Genomic DNA, 21,016 nt, shown 5'->3' on the forward strand with positions numbered 1-21,016 from the left:
AAAAAAAATCGAGACTGTGACATTAGTTAGAACAGAGCCGAACTTTACGAACAATATCTAGTAAAAGCCACTAGATATTGTTCATTTGCGTTTCGGACCTATTGGACCGCAGGAGCAAATATAATATAGTTCGGGATTTCATCTGTTAAAAAGACCAATGTCACAGGTTCGATTTTTAACCTTATTTTGCTTTTGGTTTAAATAATTTCACCTGCGGTTTTAAATAGGTGAAGCCTTCTCCTTCAACTTCGTGGACATTGATTACAGAGAAGAAGGCTTTCGGGTCAACGCCAATCACAATTTCTTTCACCTGACGTAATTCTCGAGGGCTGACTACCATATAAATTACCCGTTTTTCGTGTTCAGAATAGCCGCCAGCGCCTTCTAAAAAGGTCAGGCCTCGTTCTAACTCCTTCATCAAAACTGGTGCGATATCTTGGCTCTGATTGGAAATTATTATCAAACCTTTGGCCGAATACCCGCCATCTAAAATCGAATCGATGACGCGACTGAAAACGTAGGAAACAATCAAAGTATACATCATTAATTTCAAATCGATATAACTCAATGAAAGCAATAGAACAATCACATCAAAGCCAAACATCGTTTTCCCCATCGAGACACCGAAATTTTTCTCCAAAATCCGTGCCATAATATCAGTCCCGCCAGTTGTCCCACCAACACGGTAAACTAAGCCGCTGCCGACACCGCCGGTTAAACCGGCTAATAAAGCAGCAATCAGTAAATCATGCTGCAAATTAATAACGATGGGAATTCGTTGCCAAATCCATAAAAAACCAGAGAGACTCAAGGTCCCGATAATTGTGTAAATAAAAGATTGATTTCCTAAAACCCGCCGGCCGATTAAAATTAAAGGGATGTTGATGACCAGTGTGGAATAAGCGGGATCAATTTGAAAAAGGGCCCGCAGAATTAAGGTAATCCCAGAAATGCCACCTTCAGCCAATTGATTGGCAATATTTAAATAGACTAAGCCAAAGGCATAAATCCCCGCTCCAATAATAATCAATGACACATCACGAACTCTTTTCACAGCCATCCTCCTACTCTATTGTCCAATTTAGCACGTTTTGTCTTTTTTCTCAATTTTTAGTGAAGGCTGTAAAAAGGGATTTCAGCTAGGAATTTTTTCGTGGATTTGATAAGATAGAGGAGAATTTGAGGTGAAAATAATGACAGAACGCTCTTTGAGTTCGCTGCAAAAAGAAATTGATGATTATATTTCCCAATTTAAAGTCGGCTATTTTTCGCCGTTGGCCCAGATGGCCCGCATGACGGAAGAAGTTGGCGAGTTGGCCAGAGAAATCAATCATTATTACGGGGAGAAGCAAAAAAAAGCTTCTGAAGGTTTAAAACCTGTTAGTGAGGAATTGGCTGATGTTTTAGTTGTCACATTGATGTTGGCGAATTCTTTAGACATTGACTTAACGGAAGCCTTTGAAAAAAATATGGAAAAATTTAATCGGCGGGATAAATTTCGCTTTGAAAGAAAGGATGGCTTGACCCATGATTAAAATCGTTGTCGCCGGCTTTAAAGGCCGCATGGGCAGCACAGCTGCTAAAATGGTTTTGGAACACGAAGGTTTTGAATTGGTGGGGGTGTTGGACCCGATTGCCAAAGAAAAAAATTTAAATGAAATCTCAGAATATGGTGCTGTTGATGTGCCGGTGTTCAATGAAAAAGAAGCGATCCTCGCTGTTGCTCCAGAGGTTTGGATTGACTTTACAATTCCAGCCTATGCCATTGAGCACACCCGCTTTGCTTTAGCCAATAAAATTGCTCCAGTTGTCGGCACGACTGGCTTTACTGAGGAAACGGTGGCCGAATTGATTGCCTTTTCAAAAGAAATGCAGACCGGTGGCTTGATTGCTCCCAATTTTGCAGTCGGCGCGGTCTTGATGATGGAATTCGCACAAAAAGCGGCTAAGTATTTTCCTGATGTGGAAATTATTGAGCTGCATCATGATAAAAAATTGGATGCTCCTAGCGGCACAGCGATTAAAACCGCTGAGATGATTAGTCAAGTCCGCCAGCCGAAAATTCAAGGCAATCCGGATGAAGAAGAAACTTTAGTCAGCGCTCGTGGGGCCGAATTTGAAGGCATGCGGATTCACAGTGTTCGCTTACCGGGCTTAATTGCCCATCAACAAGTGCAGTTTGGCGGTGTCGGCGAAGGTTTGACCATCCGTCATGATTCTTATGACCGTTCTTCCTTTATGACCGGTGTGGCCATTGGCTGTGAAAAAGTTGTTGGCCTGCAGGAATTAGTTTATGGACTTGATCAGCTATTATGAGATTAAAAACAATTCCTGAAGAGTTTAAAAAAGCTTTGCCAGTTTTAAGCAAAATAAAAGCAGCCGGATACGAGGCTTATTTTGTTGGTGGCAGCGTGCGCGATGTTTTATTGGCTAAACCGATTCACGATGTGGACATTGCCACCAGCGGGTTTCCAGAAGAGATTAAAGCTCTTTTTCCCCGGACAATTGATGTCGGCATTCAACACGGTACGGTGATGGTCTTAGCCGACAATCAAGAGACCTATGAAATTACCACCTTTCGCACGGAGTCGACCTATCAAGATTTTCGTCGTCCCGATCAAGTTGAATTTGTTCGTAATCTAGCGGAGGATTTAAAGCGTCGGGATTTTACGATTAATGCTTTTGCTTTAGAAGAAGACGGTGAAATTATTGATTTATTTAATGGACTGGAGGATTTGGCGGCAAAAATTATTCGGGCTGTGCGCAATCCCCATGAACGCTTTCGGGAAGATGCTCTGCGGATGATGCGGGGCCTGCGTTTTGTCAGTCAGTTGGGCTTTTCTTTAGAGTCAGAGACGGCAGCGGCAATTGAAGAAAATCATGCGCTTTTAGCAAAAATTTCCGTGGAACGTATCAACGTCGAATTTGTGAAATTACTCTTAGGAGAATACCGCTCTTTAGGCTTGAAATATTTTGTGGAGACGGAATGCTTTGAATACTGTCCCGGCTTAAAAAATCAAGGGGCAGCCTTACTGCGCTTTGCTGATTTACCCGAGGATATTATCAAAACAGAAGCTCAAGCGTGGACTTTATTGTTAAAATGCTTGAATTTGTCGCCTGAAGCAGTCGAACCCTTTTTAAAAGCTTGGAAAACATCGAATCAGATGATTAAACAAGTCCAGAATTTATTAAAGGGTTTAAATTTTCGCTTGGAACAAGAATGGACGGCGACGATGCTTTATGAAATTGGAGTAGATGTCGTTTTAGTGGAAGAGCTGCGGCCTTTTTTTTCTCAAGAAAATCAAAGTCTATTGGCAGAAAAAAAATATCAAGAACTGCCGATTCATCATCTCCAAGAACTGGCAATCGGCGGCAAAGAAATTTTAGCAAGTTCAGACCAGCCTCCTGGCAAATGGGTCAGCGAGCTTTTGCATGAGCTGGAGTTAGCGGTTTTAAATGGTGAAGTTGCCAATGATTCAAAGGCTTTATTGACGATGGCAGCCGAGAAAAGTTAATTTCTCAGTCTGCAATCAGATTGATGGCTTTAATTACTGGAAATATGATAAAATTAAATCGTTAGTAAAAAGAAGTGAGGAGAATTTATCATGGCAAAAGAAATGACAGCATTAAAATTCTATTTCCGCAATGGTGAAACATGGACTGTTGAACGTCGCTATATTGGTGACCTCTGGATTAAACGTATTTCAACTAGTTTTGGTCGGATCAACGGCAGTGAATTCGTTGAAATTCATCCAAGTGAAGGCTTTAAAATCGAAATCTTCCCAGAAGGCGATCATGTAACCACAACTGATATCAATTTAGGTGGTCTAGAATTAGGAATGTTTGCTAGAGCATTAAAATATGAAGATATCGAAAGAATGGAAATCATCTATCGTGCGGGAACTCCTGACTTAGTTTATTTCCCTTACAAAGACAAAGATACTGAAGGCTTGGATAATGTTTATCAATCTACCAAAGTTTCTGAAAAGAATAAGAGCTTGTACATTGTGATTGACCCAACACAAACCGTTGATGAAGTCTACGCTGAATTCTTTTAAACATAATGCTATTAAACCCGCTTGATTGTTGCAATCAAGCGGGTTTTTTTGCAGCAAAAAAATTTTCAACTGCTGTTTAAATGAAAAAATTTCACTGTCGTTAAACATTTCTTAAGAAGTAATCGATATGAAGTTGACAAATTAATAAGGTACCTGTATTATGTAGATGTAAGGTACCTTATTAATTTTTTTAAAACGAAAATGTATCTCAAAAAGGAGAATGAATGATGACAGAAGAAAAAGATTTAACTAAACAATTTTTAGAATTTGATGGTCGTCTACGGCGCTATTTTGCAATGGAAATGCACAAACAAGGAAAAACTGGTTCACCTCATCGGGGACAAGGCCGCGTGTTAACGCTGCTTTCGATGCGAGATAATATTTCCCAAAAAGATTTGGCTTTTATTTTAGGCTTGCGCCCACAATCAGTTGGCGAGCTGTTGGGAAAATTAGAAAAAAATCAGCTGATCGTGCGGACGCCTTCTGATGAAGACAAACGGGTAATGCTGGTTTCCCTGACTGATGAAGGTCAAGCTGAGGCCAAAAGAATTGCCGAAGAACCGAGCTTTGCCATCGATTTATTTGATGTCTTTTCCGATGAAGAAAAAATGCAATTTTCAGCATTGATTGAAAAGCTGAACGAAGCAATCAGCGAAAGAGTTGGCGATGATTTCGACAGCCGCAAAGATTTCATGGATCACTTTGGTCCTAAGGGTCCTCACGGTGGTGGCCACCCACATCACGGACCAGGTCATCACCATCACCATCCGCATCATCATGGTGAATTTCAAAAGGGCTGTCGCCATCAAGACAGACAAGATGATCAAAGAACAGCAGATTGGACAGATTTTTAAACAAATAAACTAAATCGTGGTAAAATTAGTTTGAAGAGGATTTCTTCAAACTTTTTTTGCGTCTTTTTGATTTCACTGTTTTTCGGCAATAAAGCTAGCTGTGAAAGTTTTTTTTAAGTGATAAAAGCTGCCACCGACAACAGGAAAACTGAATTATTAAGAATTGCTGATAGAATTTTAGCCAGTTTCTTTTTGTAGCAAAAAATAGTCGTTTTTTTATTCTTTCTCTGCTATAATTACCGCAGTTAAAAAGGAGGATCATTTGATCATGACTAAGGATTTTGAAGCTCGCTTAAGCGCCTTGAAGGAACAATACAAACAGTTAACACCTGAGGAGCTTAAGAATAAGAAAAACGAGCTAAAGCATGGTAATCCGCTTCTTTATTATCGTTGTCAACGGGCGAAACATGAATTGTTGCGTTTGGAAGCTAAGAGAACGCAAATGCAAATTGATGGCAATAATACCCAATTGACAGAAGTTGAAGACAAGATTTTAGAGAAAAAGAAAAATTGGTTGGAAACCCTCTGTGGGAAGAAAGCCTAAAAATTTTAAATAGAACGGGAGGGATGTTATGACATTAGTTGAGATAATTATCGTCTTTGCATTTGCCGTAACCATTTCAAATGTGGTAAACCGAATTTTACCGAACATCCCCTTACCCTTGATTCAAATATTTTTTGGAGTTTTAATCGGGATGACGGAGATTGGCAGTGATATTACCTTTGTCCCTGAGTTATTTTTGGTAATGATTATTGCGCCGCTATTATTTCGTGAGGGTGAAACAATCAATGTTCGCGCTTTGTTAAATAATCTCGGAACAATCATATTTTTGGCTTTCGGTGGTGTAATCCTCACGCTTTTGGGTGTGGGGGTTACACTTTATTATTTGCTGCCGACGGTTCCTTTGGCGGCCTGCTTTGCCTTTGGCGCAGCACTAGGCCCAACGGATGCCGTTGCGGTGAAATCTTTATCTGGTCGTCTTTCTTTGCCAGAGCGCTCCCTACAAATTCTTGAAGGGGAAGGCCTGTTAAATGACGCATCCGGCGTTACCGCCTTTCAGTTTGCCATCGCCGCTTTAACAACCGGTAGTTTTTCTTTACTAAATGCCTCTGAAACACTGCTCTTTTCAACAATCGGCGGGATTTTGGTGGGAGTCATTTTAGTCTGGCTGAAACGACAAGTCGTTCAATTAATCGAAAAAGCAGCTGCCAAAGATGTAGCCGGTTATTTGCTGATTGAATTGCTGCTGCCATTTTTAGCCTATTTAATCGCGGAAGAATTTCATGTCTCAGGGATTATCGCAGTTGTCGTTTCTGGTGTTTTGCAGGCTTCTGAGTTTCAAAAAGTCAGCATTTTTGATGCGAAACTTTCAAATGTTTCGGATACTACCTGGTCAACGATGGCCTTTATGCTGAATGCTTTAGTCTTTATTTTTCTTGGTGTGGAATTATCTCAAGTCTTTTCACCAATTTGGCAAAGTAGTGTGTATTCCAACTGGCACTTATTTTTTGTCGTCGTTGTGATAACGATTATGCTTTTTGTTTTACGGTTTGTCTTTATCACAGTCTTTTGGGGCTTTAAAGATGGCTTTAAAAAATTACGCAGCCAGTTTCATGATATTTTAGTCTTAACCTTTGGTGGAGTAAAAGGGACTGTCAGCTTAGCGACTATTTTTATTTTGCCGCTAACCATTAACGATATGACCTTTGAATATCGTTCACTTTTACTTTTCATCACCGCTTGTGTCATCTTGATGACGCTTTTGGTGGGGATTTTAGTCTTGCCGTTACTAGCCGGCGATGAACCGGAGGAAGTCTCCGAAACTGACCGTTTAAATATTGATATTTTGCGGGAAGTGATGGATGAACTGAATCAAGAGCTGCCGACAAAACCTGAGGCCATTCAAAATATTGCAGCTGAAACGGTGATTGATAATTATCAGGACCGCATCAGTGAACTCCATGGCCAACATATGACTAATTCAGAAAAACAGGAAGTCCAAGAATTACAAGCCTTAATTATTTCGATTGAAAAAGACAGCTTGGACCGCAGTTATCGGGAGGGCAAAATCAGTGCCAACGGTTATCGCTTTTATTCCCGTTTTATCGCTGATTTTGAAAACTCTGTTACCCGGCAAATTTTGTCCTTTTTAGGCTTTTGGCTCATCTTTGTCCGCCAGATTGTTGTCATATTCACTCATCCAAGATTATGGTGGGAACGCAATCGCACCCCGAGAAATCGTTTGTTAAATGAAAAAGACGTGACAGCGATTCGTGAGTTATTGGAGCATAATTCCCAATTAATCTTCGACAGTTTTGAAAACTTAGAAGGGGTTTACGATGAGAGTTTGTTACAATATTTTACGAATAAACGGAAAATTCTTTTAAGCCGCATCAATCAAGGGACTTTAATTACGGCCATGACCATTCAACAAGAACCTGTCTATGAAAAAGAAATGATTCGCGGCTATTATTTAGAACGGAAGATTATTGATAGCTATGAAGTCTCTGAAAAAATTTCGACATTGGAGGCCAATTCCTTCCGTCAAGAAGTGAATCTGTTGGAATCTTATTCAATTAATAATCTCAATGAACGGGAACCTTTGAGTCTCTTAATTCGGCGCAAAGGCGGTACCAAAAAAAATGTATCCCAAGTGTCGCAAAATGAAGATGGTGAGAATTAGCAATGTAATTCTCACTTTTTTTGTGGTAAAATCAGAAAAATAAGACGGTTCTGTTTTAAAAAATTCAGCCGTTTAATAGGGAAAGAAGGCTGACATGAAAGAATTAACAGTTAGCAAATTAACCAAAACATATGGTGAGAAGACGTTGTTTGACCAAATGTCTTTTTTGATTCATGAAAAAGACCGCATTGGTTTGATCGGCGTCAATGGCACCGGAAAAACAAGTTTATTAAATATCTTAGCGGGGCGTGACAGTGGTGACGGCGATGTCGCTGCCGTTCAATATCCTAATGATTATCGGATTGGCTATCTCTCACAGGACATGGCGATTGATGAAGAGCTCACCGTTTTAGAGGCGGTTTTTCAAGGGGACAATCAACTGATTCGCACGGTTCGCAATTATGAAGCAGCGCTGTTGGCCTTAGATGAGCAAGGCGGCGAAGCAAGTGTTCAAAGACAATATGCTCAAGCCGAAGAAGCGATGAACAAAGAAGACGCTTGGCTGACGGATACCAATGCCAAGATTATTTTACAAAAATTAGGCATCTCAACCCTTGGCAAAAAAATTAAAGAGCTTTCCGGCGGTCAAAAAAAACGTGTGGGCTTGGCGCAGGTTTTGATTGATGAACCGGATTTATTATTGTTGGATGAACCGACCAACCATTTAGACTATGAAGCGATTCAATGGCTTGAGGGCTATTTGAATCAATATCGTGGCGCTCTTTTGATGGTCACTCATGACCGCTACTTTTTAGATCGGGTTACCAATCGGATTTTTGAGTTGAGCTTTGGCAAGCTGTATGAATACAAGGGCAATTATGAAGCTTATATTATTGAAAAAGCTGAGCGGGAAAGAATTTCTCAAGAGCAAGAAGGCAAACGCAAGCAGCTGTATAAACAAGAGCTGGCGTGGATGCGGGCTGGAGTTCAAGGACGGGGAACGAAGCAGCAGGCGCGGATTAATCGTTTTGAAGATTTGCAGGATAATCTTTATCAGGTAAAAAATAATGATGATGTGGAAATCAATATTTCGACACAGCGCTTAGGTAAACAAGTTCTAGAAATCCAAAGCGGTGACTACACGATTGTACAGCAGCCGATTCTCAGGGAGTTCAATTTATTGATTCAAGCCCGTGAACGTTTGGGTATTACCGGTCAAAATGGTGCCGGTAAGTCAACTCTTTTAAATATTTTAGCTGGACGCTTGCCATTGGATTCAGGAACCTATATAATCGGCGAAACTGTTCACTTGGCTTATTACACTCAGCAAAATGAAGAGATGGATCCAGAAAAACGAATGATTGCTTATTTACAAGAGGCTGCAGAAACGGCCAAGCAAAGTGATGGGACTCAAATTGGCGTCGCTGAATTATTAGAACGCTTTTTATTTCCCCGTTTCATGCACGGCACGAAAATCGGTAAATTATCCGGCGGTGAAAAACGCCGATTATTTCTGTTAAAATTGTTGATTCAACAACCAAATGTTTTATTATTAGATGAACCGACGAACGATTTAGATATCGCTACGTTGACGGTCTTAGAGGATTATCTGCAAAGCTTTCCTGGCGCTGTTATCTGCGTTTCCCATGACCGTTACTTTTTAGACAAAGTTGCCCAAAAGCTACTTGTTTTCCAAGGTGCAGCGAAGATTGTCAGTTATTTTGGGAATATGAGTGAGTATTTAGCAGCCGCTGAAACGTTCACTAAACCTAAAGAAGCTACACCAGTCAAAACAAGCACAACCAGTGGGGAATCCGATAGCCCGGTTAAAGAAAAAACGAAATTATCCTATATGGAACAAAAAGAATGGGCAACAATTGAAGATGAGATTGCCCTATTGGAAGAAAAAATTACTGAACTTGAAGAAGAGATGAATCATACCGGTTCTGATTTTCCTAAACTACAAGCGTTGCAACAAGAAGTTGAGACAACCCAATTAAGCTTGGATGAAAAGTTAGAACGTTGGGAATATCTCAGCGAATTCAGTTAAACGGAGGGATTTTTGTGGAACAAGCCTACTTAGAATTAGGCCGCAAATTAATTTCAGAAGGAAATCATAAAGGCGACCGCACTGGTACTGGTACGTATAGTTTATTTGGCTATCAAATGCGTTTTGATTTAACGAAAGGCTTTCCGTTATTAACAACTAAACGAGTGCCTTTTGGTTTAATTAAAAGCGAGTTGCTTTGGTTTTTGAAAGGTGACACCAATATTCGCTACCTGCTGCAAAATAAAAACCATATTTGGGACGAGTGGGCCTTTGAACGTTATATTCAAAGTGACGATTATACCGGACCTGATATGACGGATTTTGGCCGTCGCAGTTTAGTCGATGAAACCTTTAATCAAGCGTATCAAAAAGAATTGGCAGCTTTTTGTGAAAAGATTGTCGCCGATGAAGCCTTTGCTAAAAAGCATGGCGATTTAGGGAAAGTTTATGGCTATCAATGGCGTCATTGGGAGACTGCCGATGGTAGTTTTATCGATCAGATTAAAGATGTCATTGAAATGATAAAAACCAATCCTGATTCCCGCCGTCTAATTGTTTCAGCCTGGAATCCAGAAGATGTGCCAACGATGGCTTTACCACCTTGTCACACGATGTTCCAATTTTATGTCAATGATGGCAAACTTAGCTGCCAGCTCTATCAGCGCAGTGCTGATGTCTTTTTAGGGGTCCCTTTTAACATTGCCAGCTATGCTTTGCTGACGCATTTAATTGCCCATGAAACAGGTTTAGCAGTGGGTGATTTTATCCATACTTTAGGAGATGCGCATCTTTACAGCAACCACATTGAGCAAATGAAAGAACAACTGAACAGAGATGTTAGAGAGTTTCCGACCTTGGTCTTAAATCCCGACAAACAATCGGTTTTTGATTTTGAAATGGAAGACATCACTGTTGAAAACTACAATCCTCATCCAACAATTAAAGCACCGATTGCTGTATAGTTTGGTAGTTAATGGATTTACGACAACTAGTTTTAACGGAATGGTAAACGGCGTGAGAATCGATCTAATTTTTTGCAAAAAAAATTATTACCTTATTAATGAACAAGGAGAACTAAAATGTTAGCAGCTATTTGGGCGCAAGATGAAAAGGGATTAATCGGCAAGGATGAAACATTGCCGTGGCACGTTCCCAACGACTTAAAGTTTTTTAAACATATGACTGAAAATAATACGGTTGTGATGGGACGCAAAACCTTTGAGGGGATGGGCAAGCGAGCATTGCCTAATCGCCAAACCATTGTTTTGACGAGTGACGAGAATTATCAGGCGGAGGGCGTTAGGGTCTTTCATGATATTGAAGCTGTTTTAAACTATGCTGAAGAGAACGAAGGGATTACCTTTATCACCGGGGGCTCAGTCGTCTTCAAAGAATTTTTACCCTATTGCACGATTTTATATCGGACCGTGATTGGTCATGTATTTGAAGGGGATACTTATTTTCCCAATTTGGATTGGGATGAATGGCATCTGGTAAGTGTCAGTGAAGGGGAAATCGATGAGAAAAACCGCTATAGCCAATCATATGAAACGTATCAAAGAGGTTAGTGCTAATTTTATTTTTACATAATTTTCAAAAGGAACTTTAAATTAAAACGAAAAAAATCCTCTGATGATTTATTTTTCATCGGAGGATTTTTTGGTTAAAACTAATTTTTATGACATCATTTTTTATCAGGTGTAAAATAAAACTGAAAAATACATAAAGCCCGCGCCTAACATAACAAACAAATGCCAGACAACATGCATAAAGCGAACATTTTTTAAACTGTAAAAGGCAGCGCCGATTGTGTAGGAAAGGCCGCCAGCGACTAAGAGGCTAATGCCAGCCACGCCTAAGGAATCATATAAAGGTTTCGCCGCAATTAAACAGAGCCAGCCCATGATAATATAAATAATTGTCGAGGCCTTGGAAACACTTTTAGTTCGGTGCAAAGTGACTGCCTTAAAGACTACGCCGATAATTGCAAAGGTCCAAATTAAACCAAAGAGGGTCCAGCCCAGCCAACCTTGAATACTAACTAGGCAATAAGGTGTATAACTGCCGGCAATCAGTAAAAAAATTGAGCTGTGATCGAAGACTTGGAAAACTTTTTTCGCCCTAGTGAAAATTAGGCTGTGAAAAAGTGTTGAGGCCAAGAATAAAAGAATCATCATCGAGCCATAAATGGTATAAGAGACCACCCGAATCGGTGAGTCCAAGCCAACTCCTTTGATGATTAGTAAGACTAATCCGGCTACACTTAAGCCAAACCCAATTCCGTGGGTCACGGCGTTTAGGACTTCATTTAAAATCCAATAGTTCCTGGTGAATTTGCTGTTTTCCATGAAATCGACTTCCTTTTCTTAATTTAATGAAAAAAAAACTTTTGTCTGTTATACTATGAAAGAATAAATTCTAGGATTATTTTACCACGTAATGTCCATATTTTTAAAGAGAGAGTGATCAATCAATGAAAAAAATTAAGATCGTGACGGATTCTTCGTGTACAATGGAGCAATCGCTACGGGATAATTTAAACATACACATGATGCCTTTGTCTGTTATGATTGACGGTGTTGTCTACCGAGACGATGATAACTTAAGCGGTGAAGATTTCATGAAAATGATGGCCCAAGCGAAGGCTTTACCAAAAACCTCACAGCCACCAATCGGTGAGTTTGTCGAGTTGTATGACCAATTAGGCGCTGATGGTAGTGAAGTCATTTCCATTCACATGACGAAAAATTTAAGCGGTACCGTGGAAGCCGCTCGCCAAGCTAGTCATCTGACCAACACGAAGGTCACGGTAATTGACAGTGACTTTACTGATCAGTCTTTAGCTTTTCAAGTGATACAAGCGGCTCAACTAGCCGAAGAAGGCGCCAGCCGTGAAGAAATTTTAGCAGAAATTGAGCTTGTTAAAAACAATGGCAAATTATTTATCGGGATAGCCGGCTTAGATAACTTAGTCAAAGGCGGCCGCATTAGTCGGGTGACCGGCATGTTATCCAGCTTTTTAAATATTAAAGTTGTGATGAATTTTGAACATGCAGAATTAGTGCCTGTAGCAAAAGGCCGGGGAACTAAAACTTTTATGAAATGGTTTGATGAATTAAAAACCGAGTTGTCAAAGCTGACAACTGTTCGTAAGATTGGCATTTCCCATGCCAATGCCGCAGAATTGGCAGAAGATTTCTATCGCGGGTTAAAGGATCTTTTCCCGGATAAAGATATTACTGTACTGCACACCAATCCAGTTATTGCAACCCATACTGGACCGGGTGCTTTTGCGATCATGTATTATACTGATTAACGATTGAAAGCAGGTATTGGATTGGTTAGTTTTTCAGGAAGTATCCTGTGAAACTAACTGCCAATTCCTTTTTTTCTATCGATTTCAAAGAAGTTGAGTGGCGAAAAATGAAAACAATTCATAAAAAAATATTGATAATTATCATGGCTTTTTTAGTGGTCTTAGGTTTGACGATTATCATTTTAAATCAATTGGTACCAAAGGCTCAGCCCCGCTGGAATGTCGCCTCTGAAGAAGTTAGGGAGGCCAATGCGGGAACGGAGCTAAATTATACAGCGGTCGGGGATTCTTTAACAGAAGGCGTTGGCGATGTCACCAATCAAGGGGGCTTTGTTCACCTGCTGGCCAATAATTTAGAAGATTATTATGGCTTTAGAACGGTTAACGATAGTAATTTTGGTGTTGCGGGAGAGCGCAGCGATCAAATTAATAAACGCTTAACCAATGATAGCGACCTGCAGGCGAGTTTGCAGACCGCTGACTTTATCACAGTGACTGTCGGCGGCAATGATTTGCTGCGGGTTTTTCAGCAAAACTTTTTTAATAATTTAAGCGTGGAGACCTTTACCGAGCCAATGGAGGAATACCAAGGGCGCCTTGAGGAAATGTTTGACCTGATTCGCCAGCAAAATGCCACAGCGCCGATTTATGTTGTTGGTATTTACAATCCGTATTATCTAAGTTTTTCGGAAATCACGGAAATCCAAACAATTTTTGATAATTGGAATGTCAGTACAGAAGAAATTGTCGAAGCAGAGGCGAATGCTTTCTTTATTCCGGTAAATGATTTATTGTATCAAGGAGTCAACGGGAACGTAGGCGTTGGAGAAGATGTTTCTGATGAGGAAATGGATTCGGCCGCTACTTTAGATACGGCTGAAACGACCTCTTCGTCAACGGTTGAATCCAGCACAGCAGAGTCCTCTACAATTGACTCCAGCACCAGAAGTACCAGCAACAATGCATTATATGACGGCGATAATTTTCATCCAAACAATTTAGGCTATCAGCTAATCGCCAATGCTGTACGCAATGAATTAATCAATACAGAAGCATTGTGGATGCCTGAAGGGGGAGTGCCAAGTGAAACAAGTCAATAATCATGAGCAAGAGCAACCGGTTGAAGAAAATCCCCAGAAATCATTAGGGAAAATCAAAAAAAATGGCGGCCCCAAAAATCCTAAAAAATTAAAGCTCAATCCTTGGCAACTTACTTTTTTTGCTTTGCTGGCGATTGTTGTCGGCAGCGGGATTTTTGTCGTCATGCGGGTGCTTGAGCCCAGAGAAGATGCGACGAATCTAGTCGAGACCGACATTCCAACGGGAGATGCCCTCTTGTCAGTTAATACGGATAAGGAACATGTGAATGCCTTGATTGATCATTACTTAGAAGATTTTCAACAAGGGCAAGAGGTAACTTATTCTTTTTATTTGGACAATGAAGCACTCTTGACCGGTCAATTCACACTATTCGGTTTTCCGATTACCTTTTATTTTTACTTTGATCCGTATGTTTTAGAAAACGGCAATGTTCAATTGCGGGCTACCAGTTTGTCAATTGGCGCTTTAAATATGCCGATTACAGATATGCTAAATATGGTGCGGCGCAATTTTGATTTTCCCGACTGGGTAGAATTTAATGCTGACGATCAGACGGTCATCCTGCATCTCGATGAATTTGATGTGGGCGGCTTACGGCTGCGGGCTGAGAGAATTAATTTAATTGATGATGAGCTGCGTTTGAGTATTTATTTGCCGGGGGAAACAGTCGGCTCAACAGACTCAACGACAGATAGCGAAGAGTGATGGAGGAGATAGTGATGGAACGAGCAATTTTTGCCGGCGGATGTTTCTGGTGTATGATTCAGCCTTTTGATTCGCTGCCGGGCATTCAATCGATTTTTTCCGGTTACACCGGTGGACACGTTGAAAATCCAACCTATGAACAAGTTAAATCCCATGGGACAGGTCATACTGAAGCTGTTGAAATTATTTTTGACCCGGAGAAAATCAGTTTTTCTGATTTAATCGACATCTATTGGCAGCAAACGGACCCGACAGACGCTTTGGGCCAATTTGAAGATCGTGGCGACAATTACCGGCCAGTGATTTTTTATTTCAATGAAGAACAACGGGTGGCGGCTGAAAACAGCAAAGCCGAACTAGCAGCTAGTAGTCGCTTTAAAGAGCCGATTGTCACAGCCATTGAACCAGCGCAAAAATTTTTTCTAGCAGAGGATTATCATCAGGATTATTATAAAAAAAATCCTGAGAATTTCCAGCGAAATCATGCCAGAAGAGAGCAGTTTCTCAAAGAAAACTGGTAACAATTTAACGAAGGGAAGAAACGGATGAAACGCAGTTTTTATCATTATGTAATGACGTTAAGAGGTCCCAATACTAAAATCACTGAAACTAAGTTAGCCAATGAGATCGGCAATGATATTCAATTTCCTAAACAATCCAGCGATTATCATGAAATCTCCAGCTATTTGGAAATTGAAGGCCATTATGTTGGGAATATGGATGACTTTGATACCCTTTGGGAAAAATATATCGAAAATAATCGCTAAAAAAGGAGGCAGGCTGCGTGATCAATAAATTTAAATCCTGGTGGACAACAGTTCGCCAAAATTGGCGATCACGTTTTCCTAAAAAGGAGCTGCCGCCAGAAAAGCGGGCCAAATTAAATAAAGTATGGGGGCGTTTTTGGCTAATTGTTAAACTGACCGTGGTCGCAATTGCGCTGGCCTTTGTGATTCGTGGCTTTTTATTGATTCCAGTACCTGTGGTTGGCAATTCGATGGAAAACACCTTGAGTCAAGGCGACATGGTGACGATGGAGCGCATCAGCAGTGTTGATCGCTTTGACATTATCGTTTTTCAAGAACCTGATGGTCGGATTTATATCAAACGAGTCATTGGCTTACCCGGTGAAAGTGTCAGCTACCAAAATGATCAGCTTTTAATTGATGGCGAAATAGTTGCCGAAGATTTTTTAACGAATAATCAGCAGGGAGATACCGCCAGTAACGCTCCTTATACGACCAATTTTACATTAGAGGAGCTGACTGGTTCGACGACTTTAGGTACGGATCAATACTTTGTGTTAGGGGACAATCGGCGAGCTTCTAAGGATAGCCGCTCTTTTGGAGCTGTCAGCGGTGACAATATTTTAGGCATTGTCCGTTTGGTGTATTATCCAATTCAGCATTTTAAATGGCTGCATTGAGGCATTGAACAGCTTGCACTTTTTATGAAATTTGCTATACTAAAATTAACTTAACCATTCAGAGAGGAGGATACAGAGATGGGACGCTGGTTAAAAATAACAAACATTGATAATTATCAAAGATATCATGTCAGTTTTAGCCATGCAATTGGTTTCACTTGGACTGTTTTAGGGAGAAGTGTGTCTAAAAATAGCATAAAACAAGTAAATCAATGACCATTAAAAGTATTCTCGTACATATACTACGATTAAAAAGATAACAGGTCATGGATTTTTCCATGACTTTTTTTTGATGGTCTGACAGGGGAGCAGACAAATGATTATTCAAGGCAATAAATTAAACAAGAATTTCGGCGGAGATCCGCTTTTCAACGAACTTTCCATCACGATTAACCAAGGTGCCAAAATTGGCTTAGTCGGTGCAAATGGCAGTGGTAAATCAACCCTGCTGAAAATTTTAGCTGGTGAAGAGGGTGTCGATGGCGGCACAGTAAGCCGCCAAAAAGGAATTCGTATCAGCCAACTCCTTCAGATTCAAATGGATTCTGATTTAACAGTGGAGGCCTATTTATTAAAAAACTTTACTGAGATTGAAAATGTTGCTCAGCGAATGCGGCACTTTGAAGCGGAACTGGCAAATCCTCAGGCTGATTTTGATTTGCTATTGGAAAAATATGGTCGCCTACAACAAACCTATGAAGAATTGGGCGGCTATACGTTAAGCGATCGAATTACGACCACTTTAAAAGGTCTTGGTTTAGGGGATAAAGCTGACGTGTGTGTCAATCAGTTAAGCGGTGGTCAGCGTTTACGCTTAGAACTTGCGAAGGTTTTATTGACCGAAGCCGACTGTTTATTTTTAGATGAGCCCACCAACCACCTGGATTTAGCGGGAATTGAATGGTTAGAAAATTATTTAAAAAATACTAAGCAAAGCTATGTTTTGATCAGTCATGACCGGGAATTTTTAAATCGCACAGTCAATCAAATTTTTGAGATTGAAGAAGGCAAGCTGATTGAATATACCGGCAATTATGAACGCTTTATCGAGCTGAAAAAAGCCCGCATTGCCGAAATTCAGAAAAATTTTGAGCTGCAGCAAAAAGAAATCTTGCGGCTGAAAAAACAAATTCGCCAATTCCGCCAGTGGGGCCACGAAGGGGATAACGAAGATTTCTTCCGTAAAGCCAAAGAGCTAGAGCGCCGATTGGCTAAGATTGAAATAATCAAAGCGCCGACAGAGCAAAAAAATAAATTGGCCGCTGTCAAAACAACTAAAAAAGTCAGCAAAGAAATCCTGACTGTAAAGGATTTGGCTCTGTTCGGCGGGGAAGAACTATTATTTTCAGATGCGAATTTCACGATTTTCCGCGGAGAAAGAGTTGCTTTAAAAGGGGCAAATGGTAGTGGCAAAAGTACCTTGATTAAAGCTATCTTGAATGATATTGCTGCTGACGAGGGCTCCGTTAAGCTCGCTGCTTCCGTCAAAGTCGGCTATTTGCCGCAAATCCTGCCTACTAAAGACAGCCTTGAAACACTCCTTTCCTACACCCAAGAATTTATTGGCGAGGAAGAAAAAACGCGGCGAAAACTTGCTCAGTTTGGTTTTTATGCGACTGACGTATTTAAACGAGTTAAAAATTTATCCGGTGGTGAGCAGCTGCGCTTGGCGCTTTTAGAAATCCTGCAAAAAGAAATCAATTTTTTAATTATGGATGAGCCCACCAACCATTTGGATATTGCTACTAGAGAAGAGATCGAAGAAATTCTTTTAAATTATTCCGGTACCTTGCTATTGGTTTCCCATGACCGCTTTTTCTTGAAAAAAGTCTGCCAAAAAGAGCTGAGAATTGAAGCGGGCACTCTCACTAAATTTGAAAATTATGACACGTAGGAGTTGCGAATTAATTATCTGGCAAATTCTAGAAATTTGGTTTGCTGATTTTAACAAGAGTGCTATAATTATTTAGATAAAAGAAGAAATGTAGGGTGACAAATGAACTGGATAAAAAATAATATTCGCGATATTCTTTGGTTAGTAATTGTTGTGGTAGTGGTTTTTGCCGCTCGAGCTTTTTTATTCACACCGGTGATTGTTATCGGCGAATCGATGAATCCTACGCTACAGGATGGCGAATGGCTCTTTAGTTTAAAAGTTGGCGGTATCAATCGCTTTAATATCGTGGCTTTAGATGCCCCCGATGAAGGTCATGAAGGGGAAGAATATATTAAACGCATAATTGGTCTGCCAGGTGATACCATTACCTATCAAGCAGATATTTTATATGTCAATGGTGAGGCAGTTGATGAGCCTTATCTAGATGAATACAAAAGCGAGTTAGCTTATGGAGAGCAATTAACGGAGGATTTTGCAGAAATCACCGTGCCTGAAGGCTATTACTTTGTAATGGGGGATAACCGCCAAAATTCCAAGGACAGTCGCTACTTTGGTCCAATTCCAGAATCATCAATCACCGCAAATGCGAAATTTGCGATGTGGCCCTTTGATCGCTTCGGAGAATTAAATATTCCCGAAGATACCACGGCTAGCAGTAATTAAACTATTCAATAATGATGAACCAAGACACTGAAGCAATCGGTGTCTTGGTTTTTTTTGTATGTAGCCCTACTTGAATTCAGGAGAGTATTGGAATTTTTTTGCCAAAAAAAATATCGTCAGCCAACTATTTCATGGAAAATAGCCTATCATAGAAAACATACTAACACTAAAAAGTTTAATTAATTTTTCAGCAATCAGGAAGAATTGATTGTTCTGGTATTTTTCTCAAACTACCGAATCCTCTAAATGTACATCTTTCAAAAAAAAAATTATGATTGTTTTTAAAGGTTGGCTAGCGTAAACTGAAGAAAATCATTGTTTCATTTTTGAAACAAAGCGAGGTGATTCAATGGCAACTTATGGGGAAACTTTTAGAGATCTACGAATTCAGCGGGGCTTTCAAGTCATGGAAGCGTATGGTGGAATAATCAGTCGCACGACAGCTTATCGTTTCGAGTCAGGGGAAAATCAAATTAGTATCGAAAATCTAACGCCGCTATTATACAATATCGGTATTTTTTCAGTCGATGAATTTCTATTTCTACATAACCAACGCAATCAGCTGGCGCCGCAAAATCTCGATCTCTATGTTTCAAAATTAATGCAGGAGGATTCAGCTGATGTCTTTTCGAAATCAAATGGGGCCACCATGGCATTTTATCTGCAATACAAAGACAGCTCTAAAAAAGAAGAACGCTTTTATGCTTATTTAGTCCATTACAATATCTTAACTAGTTGGCAACAGGAGTTAAGTTTGCCACCAGAATTTAACCATGAATATCAGTTTATGCAAAATTATCTCCTGCAAATTGAGAGCTGGGGACTCAGGGAGCTGGAAAATTTTGGCTTTCTCAGTGGCTGCTTTGATCGGGAGACTCGTCGTCTCTTACTGCCCCGCTTTAAAAGTAATTTTTTGCGATATCAAGATTATTTTTCTGACTGGGCCAATCACTATATGCTAAACCTCGTGAATTATTCCATGAACACATCCCATAGACAAGATTTTCAAGACTTGCCAGAGGAGCTGGTGGCTGTTCAAGAACTGATGGAAAACAATCCCCGCTTAAATTGGTACACAGTCCATTTGATTCGCTATCTCCATCTGCAGATTTTGGTGGCCGCAGTTCTGGGAAACAAACAAGAGCTCGTTTTGAAGCTGGAGCGGCTAATTGCTTATCAAAAAGCCGTGCCAGAGGTGGCAAATATTGCGGTTTTTTACGTGGACCACACACGGAAAAAAATTAAGCAGATTAATGCGAAATTGGCAGCAGAGATTGAACTTTCTGATAGCTAAAATAGGTCATTGAAAATAAATTTTTTTCATTGAGTAATTCAGCTAGTAATGTTTTGTGAAATTTCATTTTGAAAAAAGGAGTTTGCCATGACTAAAAAGCCAATCGGCACCGTTCTAAAAGAAATCAGATCTGCAAAAGGATTGTCGCAACAACAAATTTGTGGCGATTATATGGCGCGGATGACCTTATCAAAAATCGAGAATAATGTAAACAGTCCCAGTTATCATTCGTTAGTCCATATTTTAGATGGACTAGATGTCAGTTTTGATGAGTTGGCTTTTTTGCTGCAAAGAGACAATCCTAAGAGAAAAATTTTAGCAAAATTTTCCCAAATCCCTGATGATAGCCATTCAGAAGAATTGAACGGTGTGATTCAGCTGGCAGAAGACTACCTAAAAGAACAAGCTGATCTTCAAGTCAGGGAAATTAAACTGATTGCAGAGGTTATGCTAGCTGCGCCAAATCTTGCCGCTGATGACCTAAAGGAACCAGAAAAACAAAAGTTGGCGCAGCTTTGGCAGCGGTTGAACGAAATGAATGGTTGGACCTTATCAGAATTAAAAATGGCTAGCACGATTGTCGTTTACTTTCCTAGTGAAACAGCGTTAGCTATTGGTCAAAGGATTCTCAAAGAACTATCCCGTTATGAAGATTTTGCACCGTTGCAGAGTTATTTTCTAACGGTGTATCTGAACCTCACTAGCCTTTTTATTCGTAATAAGGATTATCTGCAGGCTGAAAAATTGAATCAACGAGCCCTAACTTTAGCAAAAAAGTTGGAATTGTATCATTTTTATTATTTCACCATGGTGCGAAAAGGGATTTTTGATAAAGATGAGACGTTAATTGCCAAAGGGGAAGCCGCTTTAGCCATGCTTGAAAAAGATAGTTACTTAGCTGATTTAATGGAAGAAAAAAGACAATTTCAAAAAGAGACCTGCTGATATGAGGTAAACTGAAGTGGTCTCAAAAAAAAAGATTTTTGGTCTAACTTTTGGGAGTCGCTGTAAATTACTTTTCATAAAAT

Annotated in this window: 23 protein-coding genes; 21 read left to right on the forward strand and 2 right to left on the reverse strand. The window is 40.1% G+C overall.

Going from position 1 to position 21,016, the window contains the following annotated elements:
• Positions 1–181: 181 nt before the first annotated feature.
• Positions 182–1,060, reverse strand: coding sequence for a YitT family protein (locus tag ACYSNU_RS12255; RefSeq protein WP_461737505.1), 879 nt, complete (start codon positions 1,058–1,060; stop codon positions 182–184).
• 133 nt (positions 1,061–1,193) lie between these two features.
• Here ACYSNU_RS12255 and ACYSNU_RS12260 point away from each other — a divergent pair, with 133 nt between their 5' ends.
• The 10 genes from ACYSNU_RS12260 (at position 1,194) to ACYSNU_RS12305 (ending at position 11,154) form a co-directional block, all read left to right on the forward strand.
• Positions 1,194–1,535, forward strand: a complete 342-nt coding sequence (locus ACYSNU_RS12260) for a nucleotide pyrophosphohydrolase (RefSeq protein ID WP_265456918.1) — start codon at positions 1,194–1,196, stop codon at positions 1,533–1,535.
• Entirely contained in the window at positions 1,528–2,316 is a 789-nt protein-coding gene (dapB, locus tag ACYSNU_RS12265; protein WP_461737506.1) for a 4-hydroxy-tetrahydrodipicolinate reductase, read from the forward strand. The genes ACYSNU_RS12260 and dapB overlap by 8 nt, the downstream gene beginning before the upstream one ends.
• A complete protein-coding gene (locus ACYSNU_RS12270) occupies positions 2,313–3,515 on the forward strand; it encodes a CCA tRNA nucleotidyltransferase (RefSeq protein WP_461737507.1) in 1,203 nt (400 codons plus the stop codon). Before dapB ends, ACYSNU_RS12270 begins: the two co-directional genes overlap by 4 nt.
• Before the next feature lie 90 nt (positions 3,516–3,605).
• Positions 3,606–4,058, forward strand: coding sequence for a hypothetical protein (locus ACYSNU_RS12275; RefSeq protein ID WP_461737508.1), 453 nt, complete (start codon positions 3,606–3,608; stop codon positions 4,056–4,058).
• Between the two features lie 227 nt (positions 4,059–4,285).
• A complete protein-coding gene (locus ACYSNU_RS12280) occupies positions 4,286–4,912 on the forward strand; it encodes a MarR family winged helix-turn-helix transcriptional regulator (protein ID WP_461737509.1) in 627 nt (208 codons plus the stop codon).
• Positions 4,913–5,180: 268 nt separating this feature from the next.
• Positions 5,181–5,456: a hypothetical protein gene (locus ACYSNU_RS12285; protein ID WP_461737510.1), complete on the forward strand. Its 276-nt coding sequence runs from the start codon at positions 5,181–5,183 to the stop codon at positions 5,454–5,456.
• 28 nt (positions 5,457–5,484) lie between these two features.
• Positions 5,485–7,596 (forward strand): cation:proton antiporter, encoded by a 2,112-nt coding sequence (locus tag ACYSNU_RS12290; RefSeq protein WP_461737511.1) that lies wholly within the window; start codon positions 5,485–5,487, stop codon positions 7,594–7,596.
• 94 nt (positions 7,597–7,690) lie between these two features.
• A complete protein-coding gene (locus ACYSNU_RS12295; RefSeq protein WP_461737512.1) occupies positions 7,691–9,586 on the forward strand; it encodes an ABC-F family ATP-binding cassette domain-containing protein in 1,896 nt (631 codons plus the stop codon).
• 14 nt (positions 9,587–9,600) lie between these two features.
• Complete coding sequence (locus tag ACYSNU_RS12300) at positions 9,601–10,548, forward strand: thymidylate synthase (protein WP_461737513.1); 948 nt, start codon at positions 9,601–9,603, stop codon at positions 10,546–10,548.
• 117 nt (positions 10,549–10,665) lie between these two features.
• The gene (locus tag ACYSNU_RS12305) at positions 10,666–11,154 is read left to right on the forward strand and encodes a dihydrofolate reductase (protein WP_461737514.1); all 489 of its coding nucleotides are present in this window, start codon (positions 10,666–10,668) and stop codon (positions 11,152–11,154) included.
• A 126-nt stretch (positions 11,155–11,280) separates the two neighbouring features.
• On the opposite strand, the gene trhA is transcribed toward ACYSNU_RS12305, so the two are convergent.
• The gene (trhA, locus tag ACYSNU_RS12310; RefSeq protein WP_265456935.1) at positions 11,281–11,934 is read right to left on the reverse strand and encodes a PAQR family membrane homeostasis protein TrhA; all 654 of its coding nucleotides are present in this window, start codon (positions 11,932–11,934) and stop codon (positions 11,281–11,283) included.
• A gap of 125 nt (positions 11,935–12,059) precedes the next feature.
• Between trhA and ACYSNU_RS12315 the strand changes: the two genes are divergently transcribed.
• The 11 genes from ACYSNU_RS12315 (at position 12,060) to ACYSNU_RS12365 (ending at position 20,933) form a co-directional block, all read left to right on the forward strand.
• Complete coding sequence (locus ACYSNU_RS12315) at positions 12,060–12,902, forward strand: DegV family protein (protein WP_461737515.1); 843 nt, start codon at positions 12,060–12,062, stop codon at positions 12,900–12,902.
• A gap of 107 nt (positions 12,903–13,009) precedes the next feature.
• On the forward strand, positions 13,010–14,002 hold the full coding sequence (locus ACYSNU_RS12320) for an SGNH/GDSL hydrolase family protein (RefSeq protein WP_461737516.1): 993 nt from the start codon (positions 13,010–13,012) through the stop codon (positions 14,000–14,002).
• Positions 13,986–14,708 (forward strand): YpmS family protein, encoded by a 723-nt coding sequence (locus tag ACYSNU_RS12325; protein WP_461737517.1) that lies wholly within the window; start codon positions 13,986–13,988, stop codon positions 14,706–14,708. The genes ACYSNU_RS12320 and ACYSNU_RS12325 overlap by 17 nt, the downstream gene beginning before the upstream one ends.
• Before the next feature lie 14 nt (positions 14,709–14,722).
• Complete coding sequence (msrA, locus tag ACYSNU_RS12330; RefSeq protein ID WP_461737518.1) at positions 14,723–15,229, forward strand: peptide-methionine (S)-S-oxide reductase MsrA; 507 nt, start codon at positions 14,723–14,725, stop codon at positions 15,227–15,229.
• A 24-nt stretch (positions 15,230–15,253) separates the two neighbouring features.
• Positions 15,254–15,475 carry a YozE family protein gene (locus ACYSNU_RS12335; RefSeq protein ID WP_461737519.1) on the forward strand — a complete coding sequence of 74 codons (222 nt, stop codon included), beginning with the start codon at positions 15,254–15,256 and terminating at the stop codon, positions 15,473–15,475.
• Between the two features lie 89 nt (positions 15,476–15,564).
• Positions 15,565–16,134 carry a signal peptidase I gene (gene lepB, locus ACYSNU_RS12340; RefSeq protein ID WP_461737731.1) on the forward strand — a complete coding sequence of 190 codons (570 nt, stop codon included), beginning with the start codon at positions 15,565–15,567 and terminating at the stop codon, positions 16,132–16,134.
• A gap of 78 nt (positions 16,135–16,212) precedes the next feature.
• Complete coding sequence (locus ACYSNU_RS12345; RefSeq protein ID WP_461737520.1) at positions 16,213–16,350, forward strand: hypothetical protein; 138 nt, start codon at positions 16,213–16,215, stop codon at positions 16,348–16,350.
• Between the two features lie 100 nt (positions 16,351–16,450).
• Entirely contained in the window at positions 16,451–18,028 is a 1,578-nt protein-coding gene (abc-f, locus tag ACYSNU_RS12350; protein ID WP_461737521.1) for a ribosomal protection-like ABC-F family protein, read from the forward strand.
• A 102-nt stretch (positions 18,029–18,130) separates the two neighbouring features.
• The gene (gene lepB, locus ACYSNU_RS12355; RefSeq protein WP_461737522.1) at positions 18,131–18,694 is read left to right on the forward strand and encodes a signal peptidase I; all 564 of its coding nucleotides are present in this window, start codon (positions 18,131–18,133) and stop codon (positions 18,692–18,694) included.
• Between the two features lie 349 nt (positions 18,695–19,043).
• Positions 19,044–19,988 carry a hypothetical protein gene (locus tag ACYSNU_RS12360; RefSeq protein ID WP_461737523.1) on the forward strand — a complete coding sequence of 315 codons (945 nt, stop codon included), beginning with the start codon at positions 19,044–19,046 and terminating at the stop codon, positions 19,986–19,988.
• Positions 19,989–20,075: 87 nt separating this feature from the next.
• Positions 20,076–20,933 (forward strand): Rgg family transcriptional regulator, encoded by an 858-nt coding sequence (locus ACYSNU_RS12365; RefSeq protein ID WP_461737524.1) that lies wholly within the window; start codon positions 20,076–20,078, stop codon positions 20,931–20,933.
• Positions 20,934–21,016: the final 83 nt, after the last annotated feature.

The organism is Enterococcus sp. LJL120 (assembly GCF_054871765.1).

Bases quoted from the DNA above. Each gene is read 5' to 3' on its own strand.
- ACYSNU_RS12315 (WP_461737515.1), top strand. From the start codon at position 12,060: ATGAAAAAAATTAAGATCGTGACGGATTCTTCGTGTACAATGGAGCAA.
- trhA (WP_265456935.1), bottom strand. From the start codon at position 11,934: ATGGAAAACAGCAAATTCACCAGGAACTATTGGATTTTAAATGAAGTC.
- ACYSNU_RS12360 (WP_461737523.1), top strand. From the start codon at position 19,044: ATGGCAACTTATGGGGAAACTTTTAGAGATCTACGAATTCAGCGGGGC.
- msrA (WP_461737518.1), top strand. From the start codon at position 14,723: ATGGAACGAGCAATTTTTGCCGGCGGATGTTTCTGGTGTATGATTCAG.
- ACYSNU_RS12305 (WP_461737514.1), top strand. From the start codon at position 10,666: ATGTTAGCAGCTATTTGGGCGCAAGATGAAAAGGGATTAATCGGCAAG.
- ACYSNU_RS12320 (WP_461737516.1), top strand. From the start codon at position 13,010: ATGAAAACAATTCATAAAAAAATATTGATAATTATCATGGCTTTTTTA.
- ACYSNU_RS12365 (WP_461737524.1), top strand. From the start codon at position 20,076: ATGACTAAAAAGCCAATCGGCACCGTTCTAAAAGAAATCAGATCTGCA.
- ACYSNU_RS12280 (WP_461737509.1), top strand. From the start codon at position 4,286: ATGACAGAAGAAAAAGATTTAACTAAACAATTTTTAGAATTTGATGGT.
- ACYSNU_RS12290 (WP_461737511.1), top strand. From the start codon at position 5,485: ATGACATTAGTTGAGATAATTATCGTCTTTGCATTTGCCGTAACCATT.
- ACYSNU_RS12275 (WP_461737508.1), top strand. From the start codon at position 3,606: ATGGCAAAAGAAATGACAGCATTAAAATTCTATTTCCGCAATGGTGAA.
- dapB (WP_461737506.1), top strand. From the start codon at position 1,528: ATGATTAAAATCGTTGTCGCCGGCTTTAAAGGCCGCATGGGCAGCACA.
- ACYSNU_RS12345 (WP_461737520.1), top strand. From the start codon at position 16,213: ATGGGACGCTGGTTAAAAATAACAAACATTGATAATTATCAAAGATAT.
- lepB (WP_461737522.1), top strand. From the start codon at position 18,131: ATGAACTGGATAAAAAATAATATTCGCGATATTCTTTGGTTAGTAATT.
- abc-f (WP_461737521.1), top strand. From the start codon at position 16,451: ATGATTATTCAAGGCAATAAATTAAACAAGAATTTCGGCGGAGATCCG.
- ACYSNU_RS12295 (WP_461737512.1), top strand. From the start codon at position 7,691: ATGAAAGAATTAACAGTTAGCAAATTAACCAAAACATATGGTGAGAAG.
- ACYSNU_RS12285 (WP_461737510.1), top strand. From the start codon at position 5,181: ATGACTAAGGATTTTGAAGCTCGCTTAAGCGCCTTGAAGGAACAATAC.
- ACYSNU_RS12255 (WP_461737505.1), bottom strand. From the start codon at position 1,060: ATGGCTGTGAAAAGAGTTCGTGATGTGTCATTGATTATTATTGGAGCG.
- ACYSNU_RS12335 (WP_461737519.1), top strand. From the start codon at position 15,254: ATGAAACGCAGTTTTTATCATTATGTAATGACGTTAAGAGGTCCCAAT.
- ACYSNU_RS12270 (WP_461737507.1), top strand. From the start codon at position 2,313: ATGAGATTAAAAACAATTCCTGAAGAGTTTAAAAAAGCTTTGCCAGTT.
- ACYSNU_RS12260 (WP_265456918.1), top strand. From the start codon at position 1,194: ATGACAGAACGCTCTTTGAGTTCGCTGCAAAAAGAAATTGATGATTAT.